The sequence below is a fragment of the Plantactinospora sp. ZYX-F-223 genome, from assembly GCF_039649625.1.
Classification (GTDB): Bacteria; Actinomycetota; Actinomycetes; order Mycobacteriales; family Micromonosporaceae; genus Plantactinospora.
Genome location: NZ_JBDJAV010000012.1, coordinates 26,637 through 49,593, shown reverse-complemented (window position 1 = coordinate 49,593; position 22,957 = coordinate 26,637). Strand labels below are relative to the sequence as shown.

Here is a 22,957-nt window from a genome sequence, read left to right as displayed (position 1 = left end):
CACCGGGACCGCGACCAGTTGGCCGGCGGACCCGGCAGCGCCCGCGCGTCGACGACTTCCGCGTCACAGACCGCTATCGGGCCAGGTTCAGGTGCCGGCCTGGGGTCGGCCGGTCCGGGTTGGGACGGTCGCGGCGACCGGGAGCGGAGCCGCGACGCAGCGAGGGATCTGGGGGGACGGGCCGGGGCCCGGGTGGTGCGGCACGAACAGCTACTCCTTCCGACACCGCCTACCGGGTTAGCTGACGGATTCGGGCGGGAAGGCCGCCCTACCACGGGCCAGCGGCTCGCGGATTCACCCCAGATAACTGTGGGTCCCCGGTTCGTTACAGAACGACTCGGCGGGTCTGCTCCGGTGTCACCCAGATGGCGACCAAGGGGCCGGACCAGATCCGCCGAGATTACTGGCCGCCTTCCGCCGTTGCCAACCCCACTGAACAGCGAAAACAGCGTTTGAGAGCGCGATCGGGACGACCGGCGACCGGGCCCGGGGCGATGGACGGTCGCACAGATAAACCGGCATGATCATGTACGCGTACGGTATGACGGAAATGACCGGCTTGACGCGGTGGTCCGAGCATGGGACGAGGACTCCAGGAGGCTCCTTCCGATGACAACGGTGCACGAAGCGACCTACGACCTGCTCCGTTCCCTCGGCCTCACCACCCTCTTCGGCAACCCCGGCTCCACCGAGGAGCCATTCCTGAAGAACTTTCCGGCCGACTTCGCCTACGTTCTGGCCCTCCAGGAGGCCTCCGCGGTCGCGATGGCGGACGGCTACGCCCAGGTCACCGGCCGGCCGGTGCACGTCAACCTGCACACCGCACCCGGCACCGGAAACGGAATGGGCAGCCTCGTCACCGCCTGGCACAACAAGACACCCATGATCGTTACCGCCGGCCAGCAGACCCGGACGATGAATTTGTCCGAGCCGATGCTGACGAACGTGCGCCCGACCCAACTGCCAGAGCCGTACGTCAAATGGAGTCACGAGCCGCTGCGTGCGCAGGACATTCCCGAGGCGTTCATGCGGGCGCTCGCCACCGCCGTACAGCCGCCGGCCGGGCCGGTGTACCTCTCCCTGCCGCTGGACGACTGGGACGAGCCAGCCAACGGCACCGCGCAGGTACGCCGGGTGAGCACCCGGGTCGCGCCCGATCCGGCGGAACTGGATCGGTTCGCCGAGATCCTGGCGGCGAGCCGGAACCCCATGCTGGTGATCGGATCCGCGGTCGACCGCAGCGGCGGCTGGGCCGAGGCGGTCGCCCTCGCCGAGCGGAGCCGGGCACCGGTCTGGCAGCCGCCGTTCGCGGACCGGGTCGGCTTCCCCCAGGATCATCCCCAGTTCCAGGGACTGCTGCCGCCGGCGATCGGGCCGCTGGCCGAGAAACTTGTCGGCCACGACACCGTACTGGTGGTCGGTGCCCCGGTGTTCCGTTACTACCCGTACGTCCCCGGCCGGCGGGGTTATCTGCCGGATGGCACCCGGCTGCTGCACGTCACCGACGACCCGGCCGAGGCGGCCCGGGCACCGGTCGGCGACAGCCTGGTCGGCGACGTCACGCTGGCCTGCGCCGGGCTGGCCGAGCGGCTGCCGCCGAGCGACCGGCCGATGCCACCGCCCCGGGCCGGCGCGCCGGACGGGGCCGCCGGCACCCCGCTGAGCCCGGAGGCGCTCTTCGGCGCGCTCGCCGCAGAGTGGCCGGCGGACGGGATCGTGGTCCCCGAATCCCCCTCCAACCTCAGCGTGCTGCACCGGCAACTCACCATCACCCGACCAGGCTCATACTTCAAGATGGCCAGCGGCGGCCTGGGCTTCGGGCTGCCGGCGGCGGTCGGCATCGCGCTCGCCCAGCGCGACACCCGGCAGCACCGGCCGGTGGTGGCGGTGATCGGGGACGGCTCGTTCCAGTACTCGCCGCAGGCGCTCTGGACCGCCGCGCAGCACCGGCTGCCGGTCGTCTTCGTGGTACCGGTCAACCAGGAGTACGGCGTGCTGAAGGCCTTCGCCGAACTGGAGGACGCGCCGGGGGTACCCGGACTGGAACTCCCCGGTCTGGACATCCCCGGCATCGCCCGTGGCTACGGCTGCACCGCCCACCAGGTGGAGTCGGTGGACGAGTTCCGGGCGGCGTTCCGGTCCGCGCTCGGCACGGAGAGCCCGACCGTGCTGGCCGTACCGATCACCCGGGACGTCGCCCCGCTGCTCTGATCCGCCGCCCGGTCGCCGGGTGGTGGTGCCGCTGCTCTTATCGGCCGGCGGTCACGCAGGTGGTGGCCCGCCGACGGGTCAGCCGGCCATCACCCGCTGGTGCAGCGCGGTGACCACCGAGCGGGCCGAGACGAACGCGCCGTGCTGCCAGGCCACCTCGTGGCTCAGCCAGTCCCCGGCGAAGTAGACCCGGCCGGCGGGCCGGAGCAGCAGGTCGTAGCCGGCGGTGCCGTGTGGCGGCGAGGTCCAGGCGCCCTCCAGGTAGCGGGTCCGGTCCCAGGCGTGCGAGTACGCCGTCACCAGCTCGGAGCGGTACTTCTCGCCGTGGATCTTCACGCCCTGCATGACCGCCCGCTCCTGCCGCTGCATCGGGGTCAGCGCGCTGTACGCCCGCGCGTTCGCCCCGGTGTTGTAGTAGCCGACGATCAGGCCCCGCCGGCCGTGGAAGCCGTGCGACGGGTACCAGATGTGCGACAGGTCGAGGTCGGTCTCCGTGATGCCGCCGTAGATCCGCTGGTCAAGCTCCCACCAGCGGCTCCGGTACTCCAGACCGATCTTGCCGGAGGCGGTGGTCGGGAAGCTGCCGAGCGCCGCCGTCACGTCGGCGCCGAGGTTGTGCGGCACCCGGGCCATCAGGTGCGGCGGCAGCGTCGCCACGCAGAAGTCGGCCCGGACCAGGCGCTCCCGGCCACCCCGCCGGTAGGTCACCTCGACCTTGCCGCCCCGGTCGGTCACCCCGGTCACCTCGGCGCCGAGCTGGATCCGGTGCGTGCCGACCGCCTTCGCCAGCGCCCGGGGAATCTGGTCCATCCCGCCGACCGGCTGGAACATCAGCATCGCCTGGTCGTAACCCAGCTCAAAGGAGAAGTACCGGCCGACGTTGCTGGCGAAGACGTCGGACAGCGGCGGCGGGGCATCCAGCGGTACCCCCGCGTCGTTGCCCGCGCCGGGATAGCTGGCGTACCCCCGCCGGCTGGTGCCGGTGTACGCCCACCCGCTGGTGCGCCCGCCGATCGCGCCGTAGCTCTGTAGGAACGAGAGCAGCCGCTGCTTGTCGTCGCCGGTCAGCCGGTCGTCCAGCGCTCCCTGGTCGGTCGCCTTGGCCAGCAGCTCGGAGACGTACCCGTAGACGTCCGCCTTGGCGGTGCGGTAGCGGACCGGCGCGGTCATCCCGGCCGAGGAGTTGTAGATCCAGGCGTCCGCGTTCGCGTTGGTGAACACCTCCACCGGTACGCCCAGCTCGCGGCAGTAGTCCATGGTGACCATCCACTGCGCGATCCGGCCGGGGCCGGCGTTGAAGTAGACCCCGTCGGAGAACCTGGCCCGCTGGGTGTGCCCGTCCAGGTCGGTCTCCACGGTGCCGCCCCGGACGGTCAGGTTCCGGCCACCGGCCCGGGAGCGCGCCTCCAGCACCGTGCAGTCGTACCCCGCCTTGCCCAGCTCGTACGCGACGGCGAGGCCGGCGACGCCGCCGCCGAGCACCACCACCCGGGCACCGGACCGGCCGGTCAGGCTGAAGTCGGCGCGGGTCGGTGCCCGGAACGGCGGTACCGCCGAGGCGGCGGTCGGGGCGAGCCCGAGCGCGCCCATCGTGGCGAGCATCGCGCCCGCCCCGCCGCTGACGCCGACCGCGCGGAGAAAGCCCCGCCGGCTGACCGTGGACTGGTCCTGCTGGTTCATGCCGTCTCCTCGCCGCGCTCGTCGGCACGGCCACGGAGCCCGAGCTGCCTGAATCGCCCACCGCTCTCGCTCATGCCGTCCCCCTAGGAAGATCCGTGGGACGCCGAGTCTGTAAGGGGTGTGTTTCCGCAACGGAATAGAGGAGATTGCCGATTTGTTTCCGGACCGGCGCCGGCAGGACCGGCCCGGGCAGGCCGGAGGGGTCGAGCAACCGGTTCGGACATGTCCGTCCGGTTACCTCACCGTCCCGCCCGCACCGACCATCGTGGACCCCAGTGGGGACGGGTCGAGGACATCCGGTCCAGCCAGCACCGCGCCGCCTCCCGGACCCCGCATTGGGACGCGGCGTGGTCGGTCGCTAACGCGTCTGGTCGGCGAGCCGGACCAGCATCTTGCCGACGTTGCCGCCCCCGAGCATCTCCAGGAAGGCGCCCGGAGCCGCCTCGATCCCGTCCCGGACCGTGGTCGCGGTCCGCAGCGTGCCGTCGGCCAGCCAGCCCGCCGCCAGCGGAAGGTACTCGGCGAACCGGTCCAGGTGGTCGGTCACCAGCATGCCCCGCAGGCTGAGCCGCTTGGTCAGCGCCAGCACCAGGTTGGTCGGGCCGGGCACCGGCGCGGTCGCGTTGTAGACGCTGATCGCGCCGACCAGCGCGACCCGGCCACCGACGTGCAGCGCGGCCAGGGCGGCCGCCAGGTGGTCGGTACCGACGTTGTCCAGGTAGACGTCGATCCCGTCGGGCGCCGCCGCCGCCAACTGCGCACCGATCGAACCGGCCCGGTAGTCGATCGCCGCGTCGTAGCCGAACTCTTCGACCAGCCGCCTCGCCTTCTCCGGGCCGCCGGCCGAGCCGATCACCCGGGCCGCGCCGAGCTTGCGGGCGAACTGTCCGGCAACCGAGCCCACCGCACCTGCGGCGGCGGAGACGAAGACCACGTCCCCCGGACGGACCGGAGCGGTGTCGGTGAGCGCGACGTACGCGGTCAGCCCGGGCAGGCCGAGCACTCCGAGGTACGCCTCGGCGGGCGCGACCGAGGTGTCGACCACGGTGGCGGCGGCGGCGTCGAGTACGGCGTACTCGCGCCAGCCGAGCACGTGCGACACGGTCGCCCCGACCGGTACCGCCGGGGCCTCGGAGGCGACGACCTCGCCGATCGCGCCGCCGTCCAGGACGGCACCGACCCGGAACGGCGGCATGTACGACTTCCGGTTGTCCATCCGCCCCCGCATGTACGGGTCGACCGACATCCAGGTGTTCCGCACCAGGATCTGGCCCGGTCCGGGCGCCGGCACGGTGGTGCTGGCGAGTTCGAAATTCTCCGGGCCGGGTGCGCCGTGCGGCCGGGCGGCCAGCCGGACCTCCCGACTGATCAGCTCCGGGCCGGCGGATCCGGCCTCGCCACGGGTCTCCGGCTCTGCGCTGCTGACATCGCTCGACATGCTGGCTGTTCCCTTCGGTACGGCTCGTAGGTGCGCAATTGTTGCTCGGTCCGCCGGTAGCTCCGAACCCGGTTCCACCTACCCGTTCGGGATCGCACGCCCCGATCGGCGCAGCACCGGCGCCTGCTCCACCTCCTGTGCCGCACGGACGAAGCGCATCGGTGCACACGCTCTCGGCCGGACGCTCACCGGCATAGCTGACACGTCACCCTGGCCGGATCGGTTGTCGTCCCCTCCATCGGCGACAGCTTCGCGACCGTCTCGTTGCACGCCGTCCGCTTCGCGCCGGCCTTCTCGATCCGGTGCACCACCGTCCGCTCGTCCATACCGGTGATGCGGCGCAGCTCGGCGTCGGTCGGCGTCGACCGCAGGATCTTCACCGAGTCCGGCACCGCCTCATCCCCGACAACCTCCAACCAGGTGCCGGCGAGCTGAATTCGTCCGCAGTCCGGCAGCCCGCACGGCCGGCAGCCGTCGACCGTACGCGGCCAGTGCGCGATCATCACCTGCCGGGCCACCACCGTGACGAGCTGCCGCCGGTCCACGGGCACGATCCGGTCGGTGACGACGGCCCAGAGCGCCCACTCGGCGGTCGGACACCAGGTGCCCCGGCAGCCGCCGCAATGCCGCCCCTCCGCGTGCGTGGTGATCGTCGCCCACGCCCAGTCGACGGCCAGGCCGGGGGCGCTCTCCGGCACCATGCTCACCGGACCCGCTCCAGCGCCGCGCGTACGTCGCCAGCCGTTACCGCCGCCGGCAGCGTCCCGCCCAGCAGCACCCGGACCGCATGCTCCCGCCGGTGGATCTCGATCGCCCACGACCAGAGCGGGCAGCCGTCCGGCCCGCACCGCCCGCACCCCCGCAGCGCGTGCGTGCCCAGCACGAGACGGGCGAAGGCACACTCGATCGGTACCGGCCACTCCACGGTCAGCCAGCGTCGGACCAGCCGGATCACCATCCCCTCACCCCGGTCCGGGCGGTGAGGGCGGCGGCGAGGTCGACACGCGCCTGGCGGCGGCGGATGACCCGAAGCATCCGCATACAACCGCCCCGGGGTGCGCACTCCGCACACCGATGCCCGGCGAGATGCTCGGCCACCACCTGCTCGTCGGTCTGTTCGGTCTGCTGCTGGGTTTGCTGGTTCACCGTGCGGACCCTCCTGCGTGCCACGGCGCCCTGAGCACAGTCACGGTGCGCCACTCCGAACCTCATCCGGTGGGCTGGCCCGGAACTCCGGGGGACGGAGCCCCGGGCCAGCCGGGGCACACGGATGCAACCGGTACTCGACAGCACCGTCCGCGCGCCCATGCACGGAGACGGTAGGAGAGATCACAGCGAGCGACGGGGACAGAGTGTCCCAGTGGTACACCTACCCGCCGATGCCGATGGCTAGGGCAAGTTCACGGGCATCCTCGCCGATGGTGCCCTGGCGCCCGGATAGCTCGATCACGGCGACCCGAGCATCCGGTCGGTGCCGCACGGTGTCGACGCTCTCCCGCAACGCCCGGCCGAGCAGGTGCACGGTGGCGACCTCCTCGCGGCGGAGCAGGTGGGCCCGGGCAGCATCGACCAAGTGCGTCGCCCGGCGGGTCCGGGACGGCAGGGCCGAATAGTGCACCTGGTCGGCGCGGCGGACCGCCTCCCCCGGACGCACCAAATCGACCTCCACCGTGACGCCGTATGCGTCGACAGCGGTCGTCCCGAACATCAGCCAGGGGTGCACGTATCCGGCGCCAAGCCGGCCGGCGGTCTCATCGGCCAGGTCCCATGCCCGCCATGCCTGGCCGGCCCGGCCGATCTTAGCGTGCCCCAGCGCGAGCCCGAGCTGAAGCTGGCCCCACCGGGCTGCCACCTCGGTGCCGGTGGCCGGGTCGAGCAGCACGGCGGCATCGGTCAGCACCTGCTCGGCGGCGTCGACCTGGGCCGACGAACGGTAGACGTGCGCGTAGTACCAGGCGGCGACGGCAATGGCGGCCGGGTCGTCGGCATCCTGGGCGGCCTGCATCGCCCGGTCGGCGGCAAGCCACACCAGTTCCGGGTACGGCTGGTTCGCGACGTAGAGCTGCGCCAGGTGGTAGACGCGAGCCAACTCGACCAGCGCGGCCCGCCGGGCGGTCCCATCGAGTCGTCGCACCGACACCCGTGCCTCGTCGAGCAGATCGGGCAGCACGGCGGCGACCGCCGACCGCTCGGTGGTCGACCGGTGCCAGAGCGTCCACGCCTGGTCAACCCGGCCGCGCAGCAGGTCTGCTGAGGTCGGGTCTCCGGCGGGCAAATTGCTGCGCTGCATCGCGGCAGCGACCCGCTCCACGGCGGGGTGACCGGCCCGGGTCACGGAGGCGACGGGCATGGCCTGCTCGCCGGTCAGCTCGGCCAGGTCGCTGATGTCGAGCACCTCGGCGAGGCGCATCAACATCGGGAGCCTGGGGGTGAGTAGCCGGCCGTTCTCCAGGGCTTTCACCCAGTCGGCCGACCGGCCGACGAGTCCGCCGAGGACAGATCGGGTCTTTCCGGCGCGCTCGCGGTGGGCGCGGAGTCGGGCACCGAACGTCTCGGTCATCGCAGGCTCCCAGGTAGCGGTCTGGGTGGCGGGGCGCCGGCCGCTATTCCACCGCCCACCACCTTGGACGGTACACCCGATCGAGCACGCGGCTCTGCTGTGCGCCACGACGCGCGAGCTCTCGCACGATCCGGCCAGGGCCTCGCCCTGCCTCGGACACCTCGCGCTCCGCGCCATGGCCCGGCGGACGATCTTGGCGTACTCCATCTCCCGCTCGGGGCGGCCGACGCCCGGACGGCCCGACGGGACCGGGTCGGTGTTGGTCCGGCTACCCCCGCCCGGTCCGCCGGACCTGCCACGGCGCCGCCCGGCCGGCGGGTACGGTGACGCCATGTCCGCGATCACCGCCCTCACCTCGGCCGGTATCCCGCACCGGGTGATCCGGCACGGGCCGGTCCGCAGCGTCGCCGAGGCCGCCGAGGCGATCGGCGTCGAGGTCCCGGACGTGGTGAAGACCATCGTGGTACGCCGGGGCGCGCAGGACTTCGTCTTCGTCCTGGTACCCGGCGACCGGGTGATCTCCTGGCCGAAGCTGCGTACCCTGCTCGGGGTCAACCGGCTCGCCCTGCCGGACGCCGACGAGGCCAAGGCGGCGACCGGCTACGAGCGGGGCACCATCACCCCGTTCGGCTCCCGCACGGCCTGGCCGGTGGTGGCGGACGACCGGATCCGGGGCCGCACTATCACGCTCGGTACCGGCGAGCGGGGCACCGCCGTGGCGCTGGAGGCAGACGCGGCCGTCGCCGCCCTGGACGGCCGGGTCGCCGACGTCACCGAGCCGGAACCGCCGCGCTGACCCCGTCTCCCTGCCGGTTGTCGCCCGCGTTACCAGTTGAGCTGGAGTTGCTGCGAGGCCGCGCACCGGAAGGCTGTGCCCCCGGCCGCACAGGAGCGACGCTTACGGGACCGGGTGCCAAGATGGAGGCGTGTCGAAACGGAGGCTGGCGCTCTGGACCCTGCCGCTCGTCGCGGCGGCATCCTTGAGCGTGTGGGTCCTCCTCGATGACCCGGGGACGCGGCTCGGTGGCATGATCCTGCTGGCCGCCATGCTGGGATTCGCCGGGGTGTTCGTGATCCCCGTCCTCGTCATCGCCAACCTTGAGGGCCGGATCGCTACTTTCCGCGACGCACCCGGATGGGCGCTGCTCCTGGCCGGGATAGGTCTGACCGTCGGCGTACTGGCGTGCATGGGATGGTTCGAGCGCGGCGAGCCCGAATACGTCTGGAGGTACGGCGAGCCGGGGCAGGTCGAAGTGAACCCCAGGCTCTTCTGCACGCAGAGTCGTGAGTGCGACGGCTCCTGGACGTCTGACGGCACCAGAATGCCCATCACGATCCGTCTGTCGGACGAGGAGTTCGAGAGGCTCCGGGGCGACGGTGTCCGGTATGCCGGCGAGTCCGGCGAGCCGATCCCGGTGGACGCGCGGATCCTGGCCGACCGGGCCACCAGCGTCGGATTCGGCGCGCAGCCCGACAGCTCCGTGGCGCTCGGCAGGATCCCCGGATGGCTCGGCTGGGCTGGCGGCGGGATCGGGCTGGCGGGCTTCGTACTCGCCGCGGTGTACCCGCGCCGGCGCCACTACTGAAGCCGAGTTCGATCCCATCGCTGCTGAAGCCGAGTGTCCCGTCTCAGCCGAGTTGGCGCGGTGCAAGGGCGCTGACCTGGAGGACGACAACATCGGTGAGACGGCTTCGGGTGAATTCTCATCGAAGGTGGCGTGGTGACGCCGGATGCGGCACGTCGTCTCATTGAATCTGGCGGGCACCGGCCGGATCGCAGGCGAGGTTAAGGCTGGCGGTATGCGAAGAGGATCGCGCCTGGGACGCTCTGGTCGAGGTCGAGGATCATTTGGGCCTTGACCGTGAATCCGGCGTCGCGTAGCCACGCGGCCACTTGGTCAGGCTGGCGGCGGTGGACGTAGACCTTCATCGGGTGGCCGCCGTAGCCCTGCGTCTTCAACCGCGACTCGTCGCCAACGTGAAAGCCGAGCATTAGCGGTCCGCCGGGACGCATCACCCGATGGAAGTGCCCGAACACCGTGGGAACCGCGTAGTCGGGGATGTGGATCAACGACCAGAACGCGAGGAGTGCGGCGATCGAAGCGTCGGCGAGTTGCAGGTCCGTCATCGAGCCCACTTCGAACCGCAGGTCGGGGTGCTCACGCCGGGCCAGGTCGATCATCGCGGGTGACAGGTCGATGCCGAACATCTCGACGCCCAGGTTGTGCAGGTGGGCAGTGACGTGTCCTGGTCCGCAGCCAACGTCCGCCACTGGCCCACCATCGATGGCGTGGACCAGCTCGGCGAACAGCGCCAGAGCCGCGAGTAGGTAGGGCTGCTTAGCCAGAGCTTCACGTGTGTAGTCGGAGTAGCTGTCGGCGACTGTGTCGTAGGAGGTCCGGGTGCCTGCCAACCAGCCGTCCGCTGCCCTGCTCGGCGACCCGGATGGATTGGCGTCTCCGAGCGGTGCCTCGGTTTCCATCATGAGACACCCCCGTGCCCGCGAATAGGTTGCCCTCGTGGCTGACCGGCGTCGAGAGGCTCAGCTCAGCCGATGCGGCCGACGCCGCCGAACAGGTAGACCTCCGGCTCGTCCGACTCGGGGTCGGGGCGCCAGCGCGAGCACGTAACGACGCCGGGCTCCAGCAGATCCAAGCCGTCGAAGAAGCGTTCGAGCTCCATCTTCGTCCTGGCGCGGATTGGCGTGCCGCCGCGCTCGGTGGTTTCCCGCATCACGCGCAGCATCGGCTCGCCGTGGATCTCCGCGGTGGAGTGGGTGAGCACCAGGTAGCTACCGGCGGGCATCGCCTGCACCAGCTGCGCGACGGAGCCGTACGCCACGTCGTCGTCCATGAGGTGGTTGACGACGCCGAGGAGCATGAGCCCGATCGGCTGCGAGAAGTCGAGCGTCTGCCGCGCGGACGCGAGTATCGTGTCCGGCTGCCGCAGATCGGCTTCGACGTAGTCGCAGCTGCCGCCCGGTGCGCTGGTCAGGAGCGCACGCGCATGCACCATGACGAGCGGGTCGTTGTCGACGTAGACCACCCGGCAGCGCGGGTCGAGGGACTGCGCGACCTCGTGGGTGTTGTCCGCCGAGGGAAGCCCGGTGCCGACGTCGAGGAACTGACGGACGCCGGCATCCTCGACGAGAAACCTGACCACGCGCTTGAGGAACGCGCGCTCGGACTTGGCCCCGATGGGGATGTCCGGGATGTGTGCGATCACCTCATCGCCGGCGGCCCGGTCGACCGCGAAGTTGTCCTTGCCGCCGAGCCAGTAGTTCCAGATCCGCGCCGAGTGCGGAACCGTGGTGTCCAGTTTGGAGCCTGAGGGGAACTCACGGTCCTCGGTCATGGGGGCATTCTTCCGCACCGAAGGCGCGGTGACGCAACTGGGGCGGTGGTCCGACGGCTAGGTCGACCAGCAGCCGATCCCGATCATGGACCGGCGCCCAGCCCCTACGGGCCAGCCCGGCCGACATCGCCGCGATCAGCCCGGCCCGATCGGCGAGCATCCGCAGTGCCTCAGATACCCGAGACACGCAGCGGGACCGATGCCTCGTTGATCTCGGGTGTGCGCGGAGAAGACGCTCACTGCGCTCATCGCGAGGGACGTGCAGTGACGTTAAGACGTGATCATGAAAGCACCTGCGCGAGCCTCCGCCGCGGCAACGAAGAAGCCGACCAGGTCCTCGTAGTATTCCTTCAGGTAGTCGAGCTCGTCCGGGTCGTCAACAAGGTCCGGGTCGTCAACGAAGGTGGCCAGCCGGTCGAACGGCACGTCGCGGAGTTGTTCGGCGGTGTCAGCGACGTCGTCAACGCTCCAGACCATGACGAAGTCCGTGTCGTTGCCGTAGGGAAAGATCATTTCGCCGCCCAGTTCCAGGTCGACCTTGATGTCCGCTGCGACGAGGAGTTCCTGGATGTCTGGCAACGCCTTGTCGAGGTCCGCCATCTCCTCCGGGGGACGGCCTGACGTCCCTTCGAAGGTCGTCGGATCGGCGATTGCGCGCGTCAACTCCTCTTCGGTGGCCCGAACGAATATGTGGACTATGCCCATCGCTGTCCTCTCGGCTCCGCATAACTACTGGTGTCGATCATAGGACCTCCCTTCGGACGCGCTGATCTCGGCTTGAGCGGACGTGCCGGGTGGGCGATGCCCGCAGTTGTCGTTCTTTGAACTCGTCGTACGCCAGCGCGATCCGGTGCCGCCGGGCCACCGCGTCGAGCACCTGCCGGGCCGCCTCGGTCACCTCGACCCCGATGCCGTCACCGGGAATCACCGCGATGCGCCGCACCTCCGTACCGGACCCCGGGGCCGCCATCACGCCCCCAGCCGGACGAGCGCGACCATCAGCGGAAGGAGCAGCATGATCAGGATCGCGCCCCGGATGTCGAAGGAGAAGCCGGAGCGGATCATCCGGGTGATCGGTACGACGCCCGAGCCGTGGACCCGTCAAATTCTCTCGAGTACGGCGAACGGGTCGGTCGCCCCGCCGTTGTCCAGCGCCACGATCCGCCGCCGCAGCGTGAACGTCGCCCCCGGCTCCAGCGTCACCTGCCGCTGGCTCATCACCCAGTTGTACGCGGCGTACGCCGTGAACCCGGTGTCCTCGTAGCACAGTCCGTAGGTCTGCCGGTCCGAGCCGGTCATCCCGATCCAGGGCGCGGCCGGCGGATAGTCGGCCGGAGTGCCGCTGGTGATGATGCCGTGCCCGGGTACCCCGCTGCGCTGCCCGGCACCGTCGTGGTCGAGGGCGTCCCCGGTCCAGAACGTGCACGGCACCGCCCCGCCGTTGTGGAAGACGCTCTCCGCCGCCACCCACGGCTCACCCGGCCGGATGCTGTATGTGGTCACCACCGCGATGTCCGGCACGGCGGTGCTGACCCCGGTGACCCGGACCGCCGCCACCGGCCCGTCCAGCACCTCGACGGCGGTGGACCGGACGGTGCGCTGCTGCCAGGCGTCGCCGCCGCGCGGCTGGGCCGCCGAGGCGTACGGCAGGTTGATCCAGTCGAGCTGGTCGAGGTGGCCGACGGCGGCGAAGTCCAACGGCTTGCCGACCGTCACCCCGGACAGTTGCGGGTCGTCCGTACCGGCCGAGACGGCCAGCGCCACCAGGTCGTTGCCGAGCACCGGGTCGGTCACACCGGCCGAGGACTGCGGCCCGGGAACCGTCCGGCCCGTCCCGGCCCGGGCCGCCGCCCGGGTCAGCCGCAGGTCGAGCCGGGTCGGCGTACCGGCCCGGACGGCGACCTGCCGGGTCAGCGGCTCGTAGCCGACCCCGTTGACGGTGACCGTGTAGTCGCCGGGCGGCGCGAAGGCCAGCACCTCGCCGGAGGGATCGGTCGTGCTGGCCACCAGCCGGCCGCCGTCGGTGCGGAAGACCGCCACCTGCACGTTCGGCAGCGGGTCGCCGGTGTCCTGGTCGGCGACCCGGCCGACGATGCCGTCCCCGGCGTCGATCCGGCGCGCCCCCGGCACCCCGTCGCGCACCTCGAACGCCGCGATCGTGTACGCGGGCGAGGCCGGGTCACGGGCGTCCAGCACGATCCGCAGGTCGGCCCGCCAGCGCCGCTCGGTGACGTCGCAGATCACGTACCCCCGGTAGCTGCCGTTGTAGAACCGCACGTGCGGGTTGGCGGCCAGCCCGGCCCGGACGTCCGCGTCCCAGCCGGCACCGGAGGAGATCGAGGTGCCGACGAACTCGGTGGCGACGGTCCGGGAGCGCGGATCGGCGAAGTCGGTCTTGAGGTCGTTGACCCAGTGGGTGTGCCAGTCTCCACTCAGCACGACCGGGTTCGAGATCCGGTGCCGGGCGACGAAATCGAGGATCCGGGACCGGGCCGGCGGATAGCCGTCCCACTGGTCCAGGTTGACGATCCGCCCCGGCCCGAGGTCGTAGTCGAAGGCGGCCATGATGGTCTGCTGGGCGATGACGTTCCAGCGGGCCTTCGACCGGCGCAGCCCGTCCAGCAGCCAGCGCTCCTGCTCCGGGCCGGTCATCGTCCGGGTCGGGTCGAAGACCTCGCCGGTCGGCTCCTTGCGGCCGTCGCCGAGGGCCTGGTCGCTGCGGTACTGCCGGGTGTCCAGCACGCTGAACCGGGCCAGCCGGCCGAAATCGAACCGGCGGTAGAGCAGCATGTCCGGCCCGTCCGGCCGCTGCTCGGGGCGGAGCGGCAGGTGCTCGTGGTACGCCTGGTAGCCGTTCGCCCGGCGCTCCAGGAACGGCCGCCCGTCCCCGGCCGCCCCGGCGACCGGCCCGGCGTAGTTGTTCTGCACCTCGTGGTCGTCCCAGGTGAGGATGAACGGGAACCGGGCGTGCGCGGCGCGCAGGTCGGGCGAGGTCTTGTAGAGGGCGTGCAGCCGGCGGAACTCGGTCAGGCTGCCGTCGGTGGTCTCGTAGATGTAGTCGCCGAGGTGCACCACGAAGTCCAGCTCCTGCTCGGCCATGTCCCGGTAGGCCGGGTACGGGCCGCCGGCCCAGGACTGGCAGGAGGCGAAGGCGAACCGCAGGTGGTCGGCCTTCGCCCCGGGCGCCGGCAACGTCCGGGTACGCCCGATCCGGCTGGTGGCCTCGCCGACCCGGAAGCGATACCAGTACCAGCGGTCCGGGCTCAGGTGCGGCACCACCACGTGCACCGAGTGGGCCGACTCGGGCAGTGCGGTCACCTCACCGGTCCGGACCAGATGCCGGAACCCGGGGTCCCGGGCCACCTCCCAGCGCACCCGCACCGGCTCGGCCGGCATCCCGCCGTCGACCGCGTCCAGCGGGTCCGGGGCGAGCCGGGTCCAGAGCACCACGCTGTCGTGCTGCGGTTCGCCGGAGGCGACCCCGAGGGTGAACGGGGCGGCATCCAGCTCCGCCGCGTACGCCTCGGGCAGCTCGGCGACGAGTTGGCTCACCGCCACCACCGTGGCGGCGCCACCGGCGACCGTCAGGAACCGCCGCCTGCTGATCGGAAAGCCGTCCATCGCTGCCGCACCTGCCCTCACCACCGACGATGTCGTCGGCCAGTGTGGACAGGGCGGTCGCCCGGCTCTTGAAGATCATGTGAAGCCCGGCGGTACGCCGGATGGCGGATTCGGCCGTCGGCACACGTGCCCGCGTCGGCACACGTGCCCGTCCCGGGCCTCGCTGTGGCGAGACCCGGGACGGGAGTGTCACGGCTCAGCCGCGTTCGATCAGGTGGCCCACCTTGTCCGGGCCGAACATCGCCGCCCCGGAACCGTCCCGGCGCTGGTCCGGCTCGGGCAGCGCCATCGGCTCGCCACGCTTGCTGATGCCCACCGGTCGCGGCCCGATCCAGGCGACGACCAGCTTGGACTCGCCCTTGAGGAAGCGCTGGGCGCGTACCCCTCCGGTGGCCCGGCCCTTCGCCGGATAGAGCGCGAACGGGGTCACCTTCACGCCGCTGCCGGTCGAGGTGACCACCATCGGCTCGCCCTGCTCCGCCTCGTCGGTGCGGACCGCGCCGAAGAAGACCACCTCGGCACCGGAGCCGAGGTTGATCCCGGCCATGCCCCCGCCCTTGACACCCTGCGGCCGGACCAGCGTGGCCGGGAAGCGCAGCAGCGAGGCGTCCGAGGTGACGAAGGCGAGCGTCTCCGCGCCGTCGGTCAGCCAGGTCGCCCCGACCACCTCGTCACCGTCACGCAGCCCGATCACCTCGAACTCGTCCGAGCGGACCGGCCAGTCGGGAGCGCAGACCTTGACCACGCCCTGCCGGGTGCCGAGCGCCAGGCCGGGCGAACCGGCACCGCGCTCGCCGAGGGGCGCCAACCCGACGACCGTCTCCCCCGGCTCCAGCGGCACCAGTTCGGCGGTGGACATCCCGCCGGAGAGCGAGACCGTACCGGCCTGCTCCGGCAGCACCGGCAGCGGCAGCACGTCGGTCTTGAACGCCCGCCCCGCGCTGGTCACCAGCAGCACCTGACCCCGGGCGGTGGTGTGCACGACGGCGCGTACCGCGTCGTGCTTGGTCCGGCCGTTGCGGCGCCGCCCCTCGGCGGCCTCCTCCGACTCGGCGGCGGTCCGGGCGACCAGCCCGGTGGCGGAGAGGATCACCTGGCACGGGTCGTCGGCGACCTCCAGCGGCCCGGCCGGCGCCGAGGCCGCCAGCACCTCCTTGAGGTCCCCGTCGATCAGCGTGGTACGCCGCGGCGTGGCGAACTCGTCCACCACCGCGGCCAGCTCGTCGGAGACGACTCTGCGGAGCACCCGGTCGTCCTCCAGGATCTCGGTCAGCGCGGCGATCTCGTCGCGCAGCCGCTCCCGCTCCACCTCCAGCTCGATCCGGTCGAACTTGGTGAGCCGACGCAGCGGGGTGTCCAGGATGTAGGTGGCCTGGATCTCGGAGAGCCCGAACTGGCTCATCAGGCCGTCCTTGGCCGCCTGGGCATTCTCGCTGGCCCGAATCAGCCGGACCACCTCGTCGATGTCGAGCAGCGCCATCAGCAGGCCGTCGACCAGGTGCAGCCGGTCGGCCCGCTTCTGCCGGCGGAACGTCGTACGCCGGGTCACCACCTCGTAGCGGTGGGCCAGGAAGACCTCCAGCAGGCGCTTGAGCCCGAGGGTCTGCGGCTGGCCGTCCACCAGGACGAGATTGTTGACCCCGAAGGACTGCTCCAGCGGGGTGAGCCGGTAGAGGTCGGCGAGCAGCGCCTGCGGGTTGACCCCGACCTTGCACTCGATGACCAGCCGGGTACCGTTCTCCCGGTCGGTCAGGTCCTTGACGTCGGCGATGCCCTGGAGCCGGGCCGCCTGCCGCTGCCCCTTGCGCGGGCCGGAGGTGATCAGCTTGCCGCGTACCTCGTCGGTGATCGCTTCGATGATCTTCTCGGCGCCGACCCCGTACGGCAGCTCGACCACCGTGATCGCCTGCCGGCCCCGGCTCCCCTCCAGCGGACCGGTCTCCACCCGGGCCCGCATCCGCACCACGCCCCGGCCCGTCTCGTACGCCTTGCGCACCTCGTCCAGCCCCAGCAGCAGGCCACCGGTGGGCAGGTCGGGACCGGGTACGAACTCCATCAGCTTGTCCAGGTCAGCGTCCGGGTGGTCGATCAGCCAGCGGGCCGCCGCGACCACCTCGCCGAGGTTGTGCGGGATCATGTTGGTGGCCATCCCGACCGCGATGCCCGAGGTGCCGTTGACCAGCAGGTTCGGGAACGCGGCCGGCAGCACCGAGGGCTCGGTCAGCGAGCCGTCGTAGTTGGGCTTGAAGTCGACCGTCCCCTCGCCCAGCTCACCGACCAGCAGCATCGCCTCGCGGGACATTCGTGCTTCGGTGTAACGCGCCGCAGCCGGTCCATCGTCCGGGGATCCAAAATTTCCATGCCCGTCGATGAGCGGCGCGTTCAGCGAGAAGTCCTGGGCCAGCCGGACCATCGCGTCGTAGATCGCCCCGTCACCGTGGGGATGAAACTTACCCATTACATCGCCAATGACCCGGGCCGACTTCACGTGCGCCCGGTCGGGCCGGTGCCCCTGCTCGCTCATCGAGTAGAGGATGCGCCGGTGCACCGGCTTGAGGCCGTCCCGCGCGTCCGGGAGCGCGCGGGAGTGGATCACCGAGAAGGCGTACTCCAGGTAGGAGTCCTCGACCTCGGTGGCCAGTGGGTTGTCGAGGACCCGGGCCCCCGCCTGGTCGAAGGCGGACAGGTCGACCTTGGGTCCCTTACCCGTACGGCGTGCCATGACTTGAGCGCTCTCTTCCCTCGCCCGGCCGGTGCCCCGGCCGCTGTCGGTTCCGCGTGCCTGTCCGCCCGGCGGATCAGGCGTCGATCGCCTCCTGGTCGACCCGGTTCGCCGAGTCGATCAGCCAGTTCTTCCGGGGCTCGACCTTCTCGCCCATCAGCAGTTCGAGGACCTGCTCGGCCGCCTCGGCGTCGTCCATGGTGATCCGCCGGACCATCCGGCTGGCCGGGTTCATGGTGGTGTCCCAGAGCTCGTCGGCGTCCATCTCGCCGAGACCCTTGAACCGGGGAATCGGGGTGACCACCTGCTTCTTGGCCTTCTCCAGCCGGCCGACGGTGGCGACCATCTCCGCCTGGGTGTAGGTGTAGTGGGTCTCCGGGTTCTTCCCCTTGGTGCTGATCTTGTGCAGCGGTGGCACGGCGGCGTAGAGCCGGCCCGCCTCGATCACCGGCCGCATGTACTTGGCGAAGAGCGTGATCAGCAGGGTACGGATGTGCGAGCCGTCCACGTCCGCGTCGGCCATGATCAGGATGCGGCCGTACCGGAGCGAGGCCAGGTCGAAGGTGCGCCCGGAACCCGCCCCGAGCACCTGGATGATCGCCGAGCACTCGGCGTTGTCCAGCACCTGCTGGAGGCTCGCCTTCTGGACATTGAGGATCTTGCCCCGGATCGGCAGCAACGCCTGGTATTCACTAGAGCGGGCCAGCCGGGCGGTGCCGAGCGCGCTGTCCCCCTCGACGATGAACAACTCGCTGCGCTCGACCCCGGTGGAGCGGCAGTCGACCAGCTTCGGCGGCATCGCCGCGCCCTCCAGCGCGGTCTTGCGCCGGGCGGCGTCCTTCTGCTGCTTCTGGGTCAGCCGGACCCGGGCCGCGTCGACGATCTTCTGAAGCACCGTACGCGCCTCGGCCTTGGTCTTGCGGTCCTCCAGCCAGGCCTTGATGTGCTGCTCGACGACGGTCTGCACCACCTTGGTCACCGGGGCGGTGGAGAGCTCGTCCTTGGTCTGCGAGGTGAACTGCGGCTCCGGGATCCGGACGTGCACGACGGCGGTGAGGCCCTCGAGGATGTCGTCCAGGACCGGGGCGTCCTCCTTCGGCTTGAGCAGGCCGCGGGCGTTGCGGATCGCGTCGACCAGGGCCCGGGTGGCGCCCCGCTCGAAGCCCCGGCGGTGGGTGCCGCCGTGCACGTTGCGGATGGTGTTGGTGAAGCACTCGACGGTCCGCTCGTAGCCGGTGCCCCAGCGGAACGCCACCTCGACCTCGGCCCGGCGTTCGACGTTGCTGCGCATCACGCCGTTGGCGTCGGCGGCGTTCTCCCGGTAGGTGCCCTCGCCGGTGACCAGCAGGGTGCCGGAGACCGGCTTGTCGGCGGCCGGCGCGAGGTAGTCGACCATGTCGGCCAGGCCGTTCGGGAAGTGGAACGTCTCGGCGCTGATCGCCCCGCCGGTGGCGTCCCGCAGCACGTAGGTCACGCCGGGCACCAGGAACGCGGTGTGCCGGAGCTTGGTGCGGACCGCCTCGACGTCGAGGGTGGCCCCGGTCTCGAAGTAGCGCGCGTCGTGCCAGTAGCGGATCGACGTGCCGGTCGACTCGCCCCGCTTCATCTTGCCCAGCAGGCGCAGCCCCGGGTGCGCGGCGAAGGGCGCCCCGGCGCCGGCACCGTCGAATATTCCCGGTACGCCGTGCTGGAACGACATCTGGTGGATCTTGCCGTCCCGGCGCACCGTGACGTCGAACCGCCGGGAGAGGGCGTTGACCGCCGAGGCGCCCACCCCGTGCAGGCCGCCGGAGGTCTTGTAGCCGGAGTTGCCGAACTTTCCGCCCGCGTGCAGCCGGGTCAGCACCAGCTCGACGCCGGAGAGCCCGGACTTGGCGTGCACGTCGGTCGGGATCCCCCGGCCGTCGTCGTCGACCTGCACCGAGCCGTCGGCGTGCAGGGTGACCTCGACCCGGGTCGCGTGACCGGCGACACCCTCGTCGGTGGAGTTGTCCACGATCTCGTTGAACAGGTGACCCACGCCACGGCCGTCGGTCGACCCGATGTACATGCCGGGCCGCTTCCGGACCGCGTCCAGACCCTCAAGGTGGGTGAGGTCGTCGGCCCCGTACAGGATTTCAGGCTGTGCAGTCAACGAGGTGAACTCCCAGAGTCGCCGGTCGTGTGCCGCTGGTCGGCGGGCTGGGCGCCGGGGCGGGCCCCACGCCGGTAGCGAGCGTACCCACTGGGCCGGCCGGGGGCCGGCATAGTCCGGCCCGGCCGGGCCGCGTGGCGAGGAACATCACCCGATTGTCGCGGCCGGGTACGACAGGAGTTGTTCGAGGGCCCCCGCCCCCCGCCTGGCACGGCTGGTGCCGGCGGTGCCGGCGTGATCTGGGATGCGGCCGGGATCTCCGGTACGGCACGATGTCCGCCATGTCCAGGCGATCAACTGCTCCCCGGTTACCCGACGGGACCCAGGTGGTGCTCCGGCAGACCGCCGCCGACCTGGCGGGAATACGGGTGCAGCGCGGCGCCACCGGCCGGGTGCTCGGCTACGACCCGGCCGACGACGGCTACCTGGTCCAGCTCAGCGACGGTCGGCGGCTGCGCAGCCCGCGCGGGCAGCTCGCGCTGCGCAAGGCGTACCAGCGGAACCTGGCGGTCGAGGCGGGGACGGCGGCGGTCGAAGGCCCCGGCCTGGTCGCCCGGCACACCATCTACGCCGCGGTGGTCGGCTCCCGCGCCTTCGGACTGGCCACCGACGAGTCGGACACCGACGTCCGCGGTGTCTACGCCGCTCCCGCGACCGGCTTCTGGTCGCTGGCCAAGCCGCCCAGCCACCTGGACGGCCCCGAGCCGGAACGGTTCTCCTGGGAGGTGGAGCGCTTCTGCGAACTGGCTCTGAAGGCGAACCCGAACCTGCTGGAGGTGTTGCACTCCCGCACCGTGCTCACCGTCACCCCGGTCGGCGAGGAACTCCTGGAGCTGCGCCCGGCGTTCCTGTCCCAGCTCACCTACCAGACCTATTCCGGCTACGTGCTGAGCCAGTTCAAGAAGCTGGAGGCGGACCTGCGGCAGCGCGGCGAGCCGCGGTGGAAGCACGTCATGCACCTGCTCCGGCTGCTGATCGCCGCCGGTGACCTGCTCCGGAACGGCCGGCTGGAACTGGACGTGGGGCCGCACCGCGAACGGCTGCTGGCGGTACGCCGGGGCGAGGTCGGCTGGGCCGAGGTGGAACGGTGGCGGCTGGCCCTGCACGCCGACCTGGACGACGCCGTGACGCACACCCCGCTGCCGGCGGTGCCCGACACGGCCCGGGTCGACGCCTGGCTCTACTCGGTACGCGCCCGCAGCGCCCGGGAGGCACTCGGATGACCTACTCGCAAGCCACCCCGACGACCGGCGACACCGGCCGCACCCCCCAGGCACCCGACCTGACCCGGCTGGAGCCGGCCGCCCTGCGTGACGTGCTGGCCGACCAGCCCTACCCGCTGCTCTTCGCCACCGTCTCCGGGGCGCACCTGTACGGCTTCCCGTCCCGGGACTCCGACGTCGACCTGCGCGGCGCGCACCTGCTGCCGGCCGCCGAAGTGGTCGGGCTGCGGCACGGGCCGGCCACGGTGGACCGGAGCTGGACCCGGGACGGGGTCGAGATCGACCTGGTCACCCACGACGCGGCGAAGTTCGGCCAGCTGCTGCTGCGGCGCAACGGCTACGTACTGGAGCAGCTCCTCTCCCCGCTCGTCGTGCTGACCGGGGAGGCGCACGCCGAACTGGTCGCGCTGGCACCGGGCTGCCTCACCCGGCACCACGCGCACCACTACCGGGGTTTCGCGCACACCCAACGCCGGCTCTTCGACCGCACCGGGGAGCTGAAGCCGCTGCTCTACACGTTCCGGACCCTGCTCACCGGCATCCACCTGATCCGGACCGGCCGGCTGGTGGCCCACCTGCCTACCCTGGCGGCGGAACTGCCGGAGGCGCCGGACTACCTCGGCACGCTGGTCGCGGCCAAGGCGACCGGCGAGCACGACCTGCTCGCCGGGGTCTCCGACGCGCCCGGAGCCGACCTGCTGGACGCCGACCTCACGGCCCTGCACGCCGCGCTGGACGAGGCGGGGCAGGCATCCCGGCTGCCCGAGCGGCCGACCGCGGAGCCGGCCCTGCACGACCTGCTGGTCCGGATCCGGCTGGCCACCATCGTCTCCTCGGCTTAGTCCTCCGAGCCGGCCGGGACCAGGTCGCGGATCCGGTACGTCTCGACCAGGCGGTCGTGCAGCGCGTCCAGCCGGGCGTCGACCCGCTGCCGCGCCGGGTCGGCGTCGTACCAGGCGACGATCTCCCGGGCGCCCTGCGCGAAGGGCACGGTCGCCACGAAGTCCGGTACCAGCCGGCGCAGCTTGGTGTTGTCGAAGACCATCGAGTGCGTCTTGTCGCCGAGCAGCGCGGCACCCCACTCGGGATCCGCCGCCGCGATCGCATCCGACGGCACGTGCACGATCCGGGCCGGTACGCCGGCCGCCGACGCCAGCGCCTCGGCGATCTGGTTCCAGGTGAGCGCCTCGTCGGAGGTGATGTGGAAGACGTCGCCGATCGCGGCGGGATGCCCGAGCAGCGGTACGAATCCCCGGGCGAAGTCCGTGTGGTGGGTGAGCGTCCACAGTGACGTGCCGTCGCCGTGTACGACGATCTCCCTGCCCCGGCGCATCCGGTCGACCACGGTCCAGCCGCCGTCGAACGGCACCAGGGTCCGGTCGTAGGTGTGCGACGGGCGCACGATCGTGGCCGGGAAGCCGTCCTCGCGGTACGCCCGGACGAGCAGGTCCTCACAGGCGATCTTGTCCCGCGAGTACCGCCAGTAGGGGTTCCGCAGCGGTGTCGACTCCACGATCGGCAGCCGGGCCGGCGGGGTCTGGTAGGCCGACGCCGAGCTGATGAAGACGTACTGGCCGGTCCGGTCCCGGAACAACTCCACACTGGTCCGTACGTGTGCCGGGGTGAAGGCGATCCAGTCGACCACCGCGTCGAACTCCCGAGCGCCCAGGGCGGCCCGGACCGAGTCCGGATCGCGGATGTCGGCCCGGAGCACGGTGACCCCGGCCGGCAGCGGTCGTCGGGTGGTGGTGCCCCGGTTGAGCACCGTGAGCTCGATGCCGCGCTCGACGGCGAGCCGGGAACAGGCGGAGCTGATGATCCCACTGCCGCCGACGAAGAGAACCCTGCGGGCGCTGATGCCGCCACCTCCTGTGCTCGCCGCCGACCTTCCCGGAACGATGCCGCACCGGCCACCCGGAACGCGTGTCGGTCTCGCCATCGGCGGGAGGGTGTCAGTATGGCCGCTCACCGGTCCGGGCCACAACGCGCGGAGTCGCGGCGGTCTGGAGTCCGG

General features: G+C 71.5%; 19 protein-coding genes and 1 riboswitch. Of the genes, 5 read left to right on the top strand and 14 right to left on the bottom strand.

Annotation, left to right across the window (positions count from 1 at the left end):
• Positions 1 to 211: 211 nt before the first annotated feature.
• Positions 212 to 353, bottom strand: a riboswitch (cyclic di-AMP (ydaO/yuaA leader).
• A gap of 256 nt (positions 354 to 609) precedes the next feature.
• A complete protein-coding gene (gene mdlC, locus AAH979_RS14280; protein WP_346258569.1) occupies positions 610 to 2,211 on the top strand; it encodes a benzoylformate decarboxylase in 1,602 nt (533 codons plus the stop codon).
• A 78-nt stretch (positions 2,212 to 2,289) separates the two neighbouring features.
• On the opposite strand, the gene AAH979_RS14275 is transcribed toward mdlC, so the two are convergent.
• The 6 genes from AAH979_RS14275 to AAH979_RS14250 all read right to left on the bottom strand — a co-directional run bounded on the left by AAH979_RS14275 (position 2,290) and on the right by AAH979_RS14250 (position 7,889).
• Positions 2,290 to 3,891, bottom strand: a complete 1,602-nt coding sequence (locus AAH979_RS14275) for an FAD-dependent oxidoreductase (RefSeq protein WP_346258568.1) — start codon at positions 3,889 to 3,891, stop codon at positions 2,290 to 2,292.
• Positions 3,892 to 4,249: 358 nt separating this feature from the next.
• The gene (locus AAH979_RS14270) at positions 4,250 to 5,329 is read right to left on the bottom strand and encodes an NADP-dependent oxidoreductase (protein WP_346258567.1); all 1,080 of its coding nucleotides are present in this window, start codon (positions 5,327 to 5,329) and stop codon (positions 4,250 to 4,252) included.
• A 185-nt stretch (positions 5,330 to 5,514) separates the two neighbouring features.
• Positions 5,515 to 6,036, bottom strand: coding sequence for a hypothetical protein (locus AAH979_RS14265; protein ID WP_346258566.1), 522 nt, complete (start codon positions 6,034 to 6,036; stop codon positions 5,515 to 5,517).
• A complete protein-coding gene (locus AAH979_RS14260) occupies positions 6,033 to 6,287 on the bottom strand; it encodes a hypothetical protein (protein WP_346258565.1) in 255 nt (84 codons plus the stop codon). Before AAH979_RS14260 ends, AAH979_RS14265 begins: the two co-directional genes overlap by 4 nt.
• Positions 6,281 to 6,475 (bottom strand): hypothetical protein, encoded by a 195-nt coding sequence (locus AAH979_RS14255; RefSeq protein WP_346258564.1) that lies wholly within the window; start codon positions 6,473 to 6,475, stop codon positions 6,281 to 6,283. The genes AAH979_RS14260 and AAH979_RS14255 overlap by 7 nt, the downstream gene beginning before the upstream one ends.
• A 223-nt stretch (positions 6,476 to 6,698) precedes the next feature.
• Positions 6,699 to 7,889 (bottom strand): helix-turn-helix transcriptional regulator, encoded by a 1,191-nt coding sequence (locus AAH979_RS14250; protein WP_346258563.1) that lies wholly within the window; start codon positions 7,887 to 7,889, stop codon positions 6,699 to 6,701.
• Between the two features lie 331 nt (positions 7,890 to 8,220).
• On the opposite strand from AAH979_RS14250, the gene AAH979_RS14245 reads away from it, so the two are divergent.
• Together AAH979_RS14245 and AAH979_RS14240 are read left to right on the top strand one after the other, a co-directional pair.
• Positions 8,221 to 8,685, top strand: coding sequence for a YbaK/EbsC family protein (locus AAH979_RS14245; RefSeq protein WP_346258562.1), 465 nt, complete (start codon positions 8,221 to 8,223; stop codon positions 8,683 to 8,685).
• Positions 8,686 to 8,815: 130 nt separating this feature from the next.
• On the top strand, positions 8,816 to 9,475 hold the full coding sequence (locus tag AAH979_RS14240) for a hypothetical protein (RefSeq protein ID WP_346258561.1): 660 nt from the start codon (positions 8,816 to 8,818) through the stop codon (positions 9,473 to 9,475).
• Positions 9,476 to 9,675: 200 nt separating this feature from the next.
• Here AAH979_RS14240 and AAH979_RS14235 read toward each other — a convergent pair whose 3' ends face one another.
• From AAH979_RS14235 to AAH979_RS14205, 7 genes are all read right to left on the bottom strand, one after another.
• The gene (locus AAH979_RS14235) at positions 9,676 to 10,371 is read right to left on the bottom strand and encodes a class I SAM-dependent methyltransferase (protein ID WP_346258679.1); all 696 of its coding nucleotides are present in this window, start codon (positions 10,369 to 10,371) and stop codon (positions 9,676 to 9,678) included.
• A 65-nt stretch (positions 10,372 to 10,436) separates the two neighbouring features.
• Complete coding sequence (locus AAH979_RS14230) at positions 10,437 to 11,243, bottom strand: SAM-dependent methyltransferase (RefSeq protein WP_346258560.1); 807 nt, start codon at positions 11,241 to 11,243, stop codon at positions 10,437 to 10,439.
• 270 nt (positions 11,244 to 11,513) lie between these two features.
• The gene (locus tag AAH979_RS14225) at positions 11,514 to 11,948 is read right to left on the bottom strand and encodes a DUF1877 family protein (protein WP_346258559.1); all 435 of its coding nucleotides are present in this window, start codon (positions 11,946 to 11,948) and stop codon (positions 11,514 to 11,516) included.
• A gap of 37 nt (positions 11,949 to 11,985) precedes the next feature.
• The gene (locus tag AAH979_RS14220) at positions 11,986 to 12,186 is read right to left on the bottom strand and encodes a hypothetical protein (protein WP_346258558.1); all 201 of its coding nucleotides are present in this window, start codon (positions 12,184 to 12,186) and stop codon (positions 11,986 to 11,988) included.
• A gap of 158 nt (positions 12,187 to 12,344) precedes the next feature.
• Positions 12,345 to 14,864 carry an alkaline phosphatase D family protein gene (locus AAH979_RS14215; protein WP_346258557.1) on the bottom strand — a complete coding sequence of 840 codons (2,520 nt, stop codon included), beginning with the start codon at positions 14,862 to 14,864 and terminating at the stop codon, positions 12,345 to 12,347.
• A 196-nt stretch (positions 14,865 to 15,060) separates the two neighbouring features.
• Positions 15,061 to 17,586 carry a DNA topoisomerase IV subunit A gene (locus AAH979_RS14210; protein ID WP_346258556.1) on the bottom strand — a complete coding sequence of 842 codons (2,526 nt, stop codon included), beginning with the start codon at positions 17,584 to 17,586 and terminating at the stop codon, positions 15,061 to 15,063.
• 76 nt (positions 17,587 to 17,662) lie between these two features.
• On the bottom strand, positions 17,663 to 19,720 hold the full coding sequence (locus AAH979_RS14205) for a DNA topoisomerase IV subunit B (RefSeq protein WP_346258555.1): 2,058 nt from the start codon (positions 19,718 to 19,720) through the stop codon (positions 17,663 to 17,665).
• A 281-nt stretch (positions 19,721 to 20,001) separates the two neighbouring features.
• On the opposite strand from AAH979_RS14205, the gene AAH979_RS14200 reads away from it, so the two are divergent.
• Positions 20,002 to 20,943 carry a nucleotidyltransferase domain-containing protein gene (locus AAH979_RS14200; RefSeq protein ID WP_346258554.1) on the top strand — a complete coding sequence of 314 codons (942 nt, stop codon included), beginning with the start codon at positions 20,002 to 20,004 and terminating at the stop codon, positions 20,941 to 20,943.
• Positions 20,940 to 21,785: a nucleotidyltransferase domain-containing protein gene (locus AAH979_RS14195; protein ID WP_346258553.1), complete on the top strand. Its 846-nt coding sequence runs from the start codon at positions 20,940 to 20,942 to the stop codon at positions 21,783 to 21,785. Before AAH979_RS14200 ends, AAH979_RS14195 begins: the two co-directional genes overlap by 4 nt.
• On the opposite strand, the gene AAH979_RS14190 is transcribed toward AAH979_RS14195, so the two are convergent.
• Complete coding sequence (locus tag AAH979_RS14190) at positions 21,782 to 22,882, bottom strand: SDR family oxidoreductase (protein WP_346258552.1); 1,101 nt, start codon at positions 22,880 to 22,882, stop codon at positions 21,782 to 21,784. The genes AAH979_RS14195 and AAH979_RS14190 overlap by 4 nt on opposite strands.
• Positions 22,883 to 22,957: the final 75 nt, after the last annotated feature.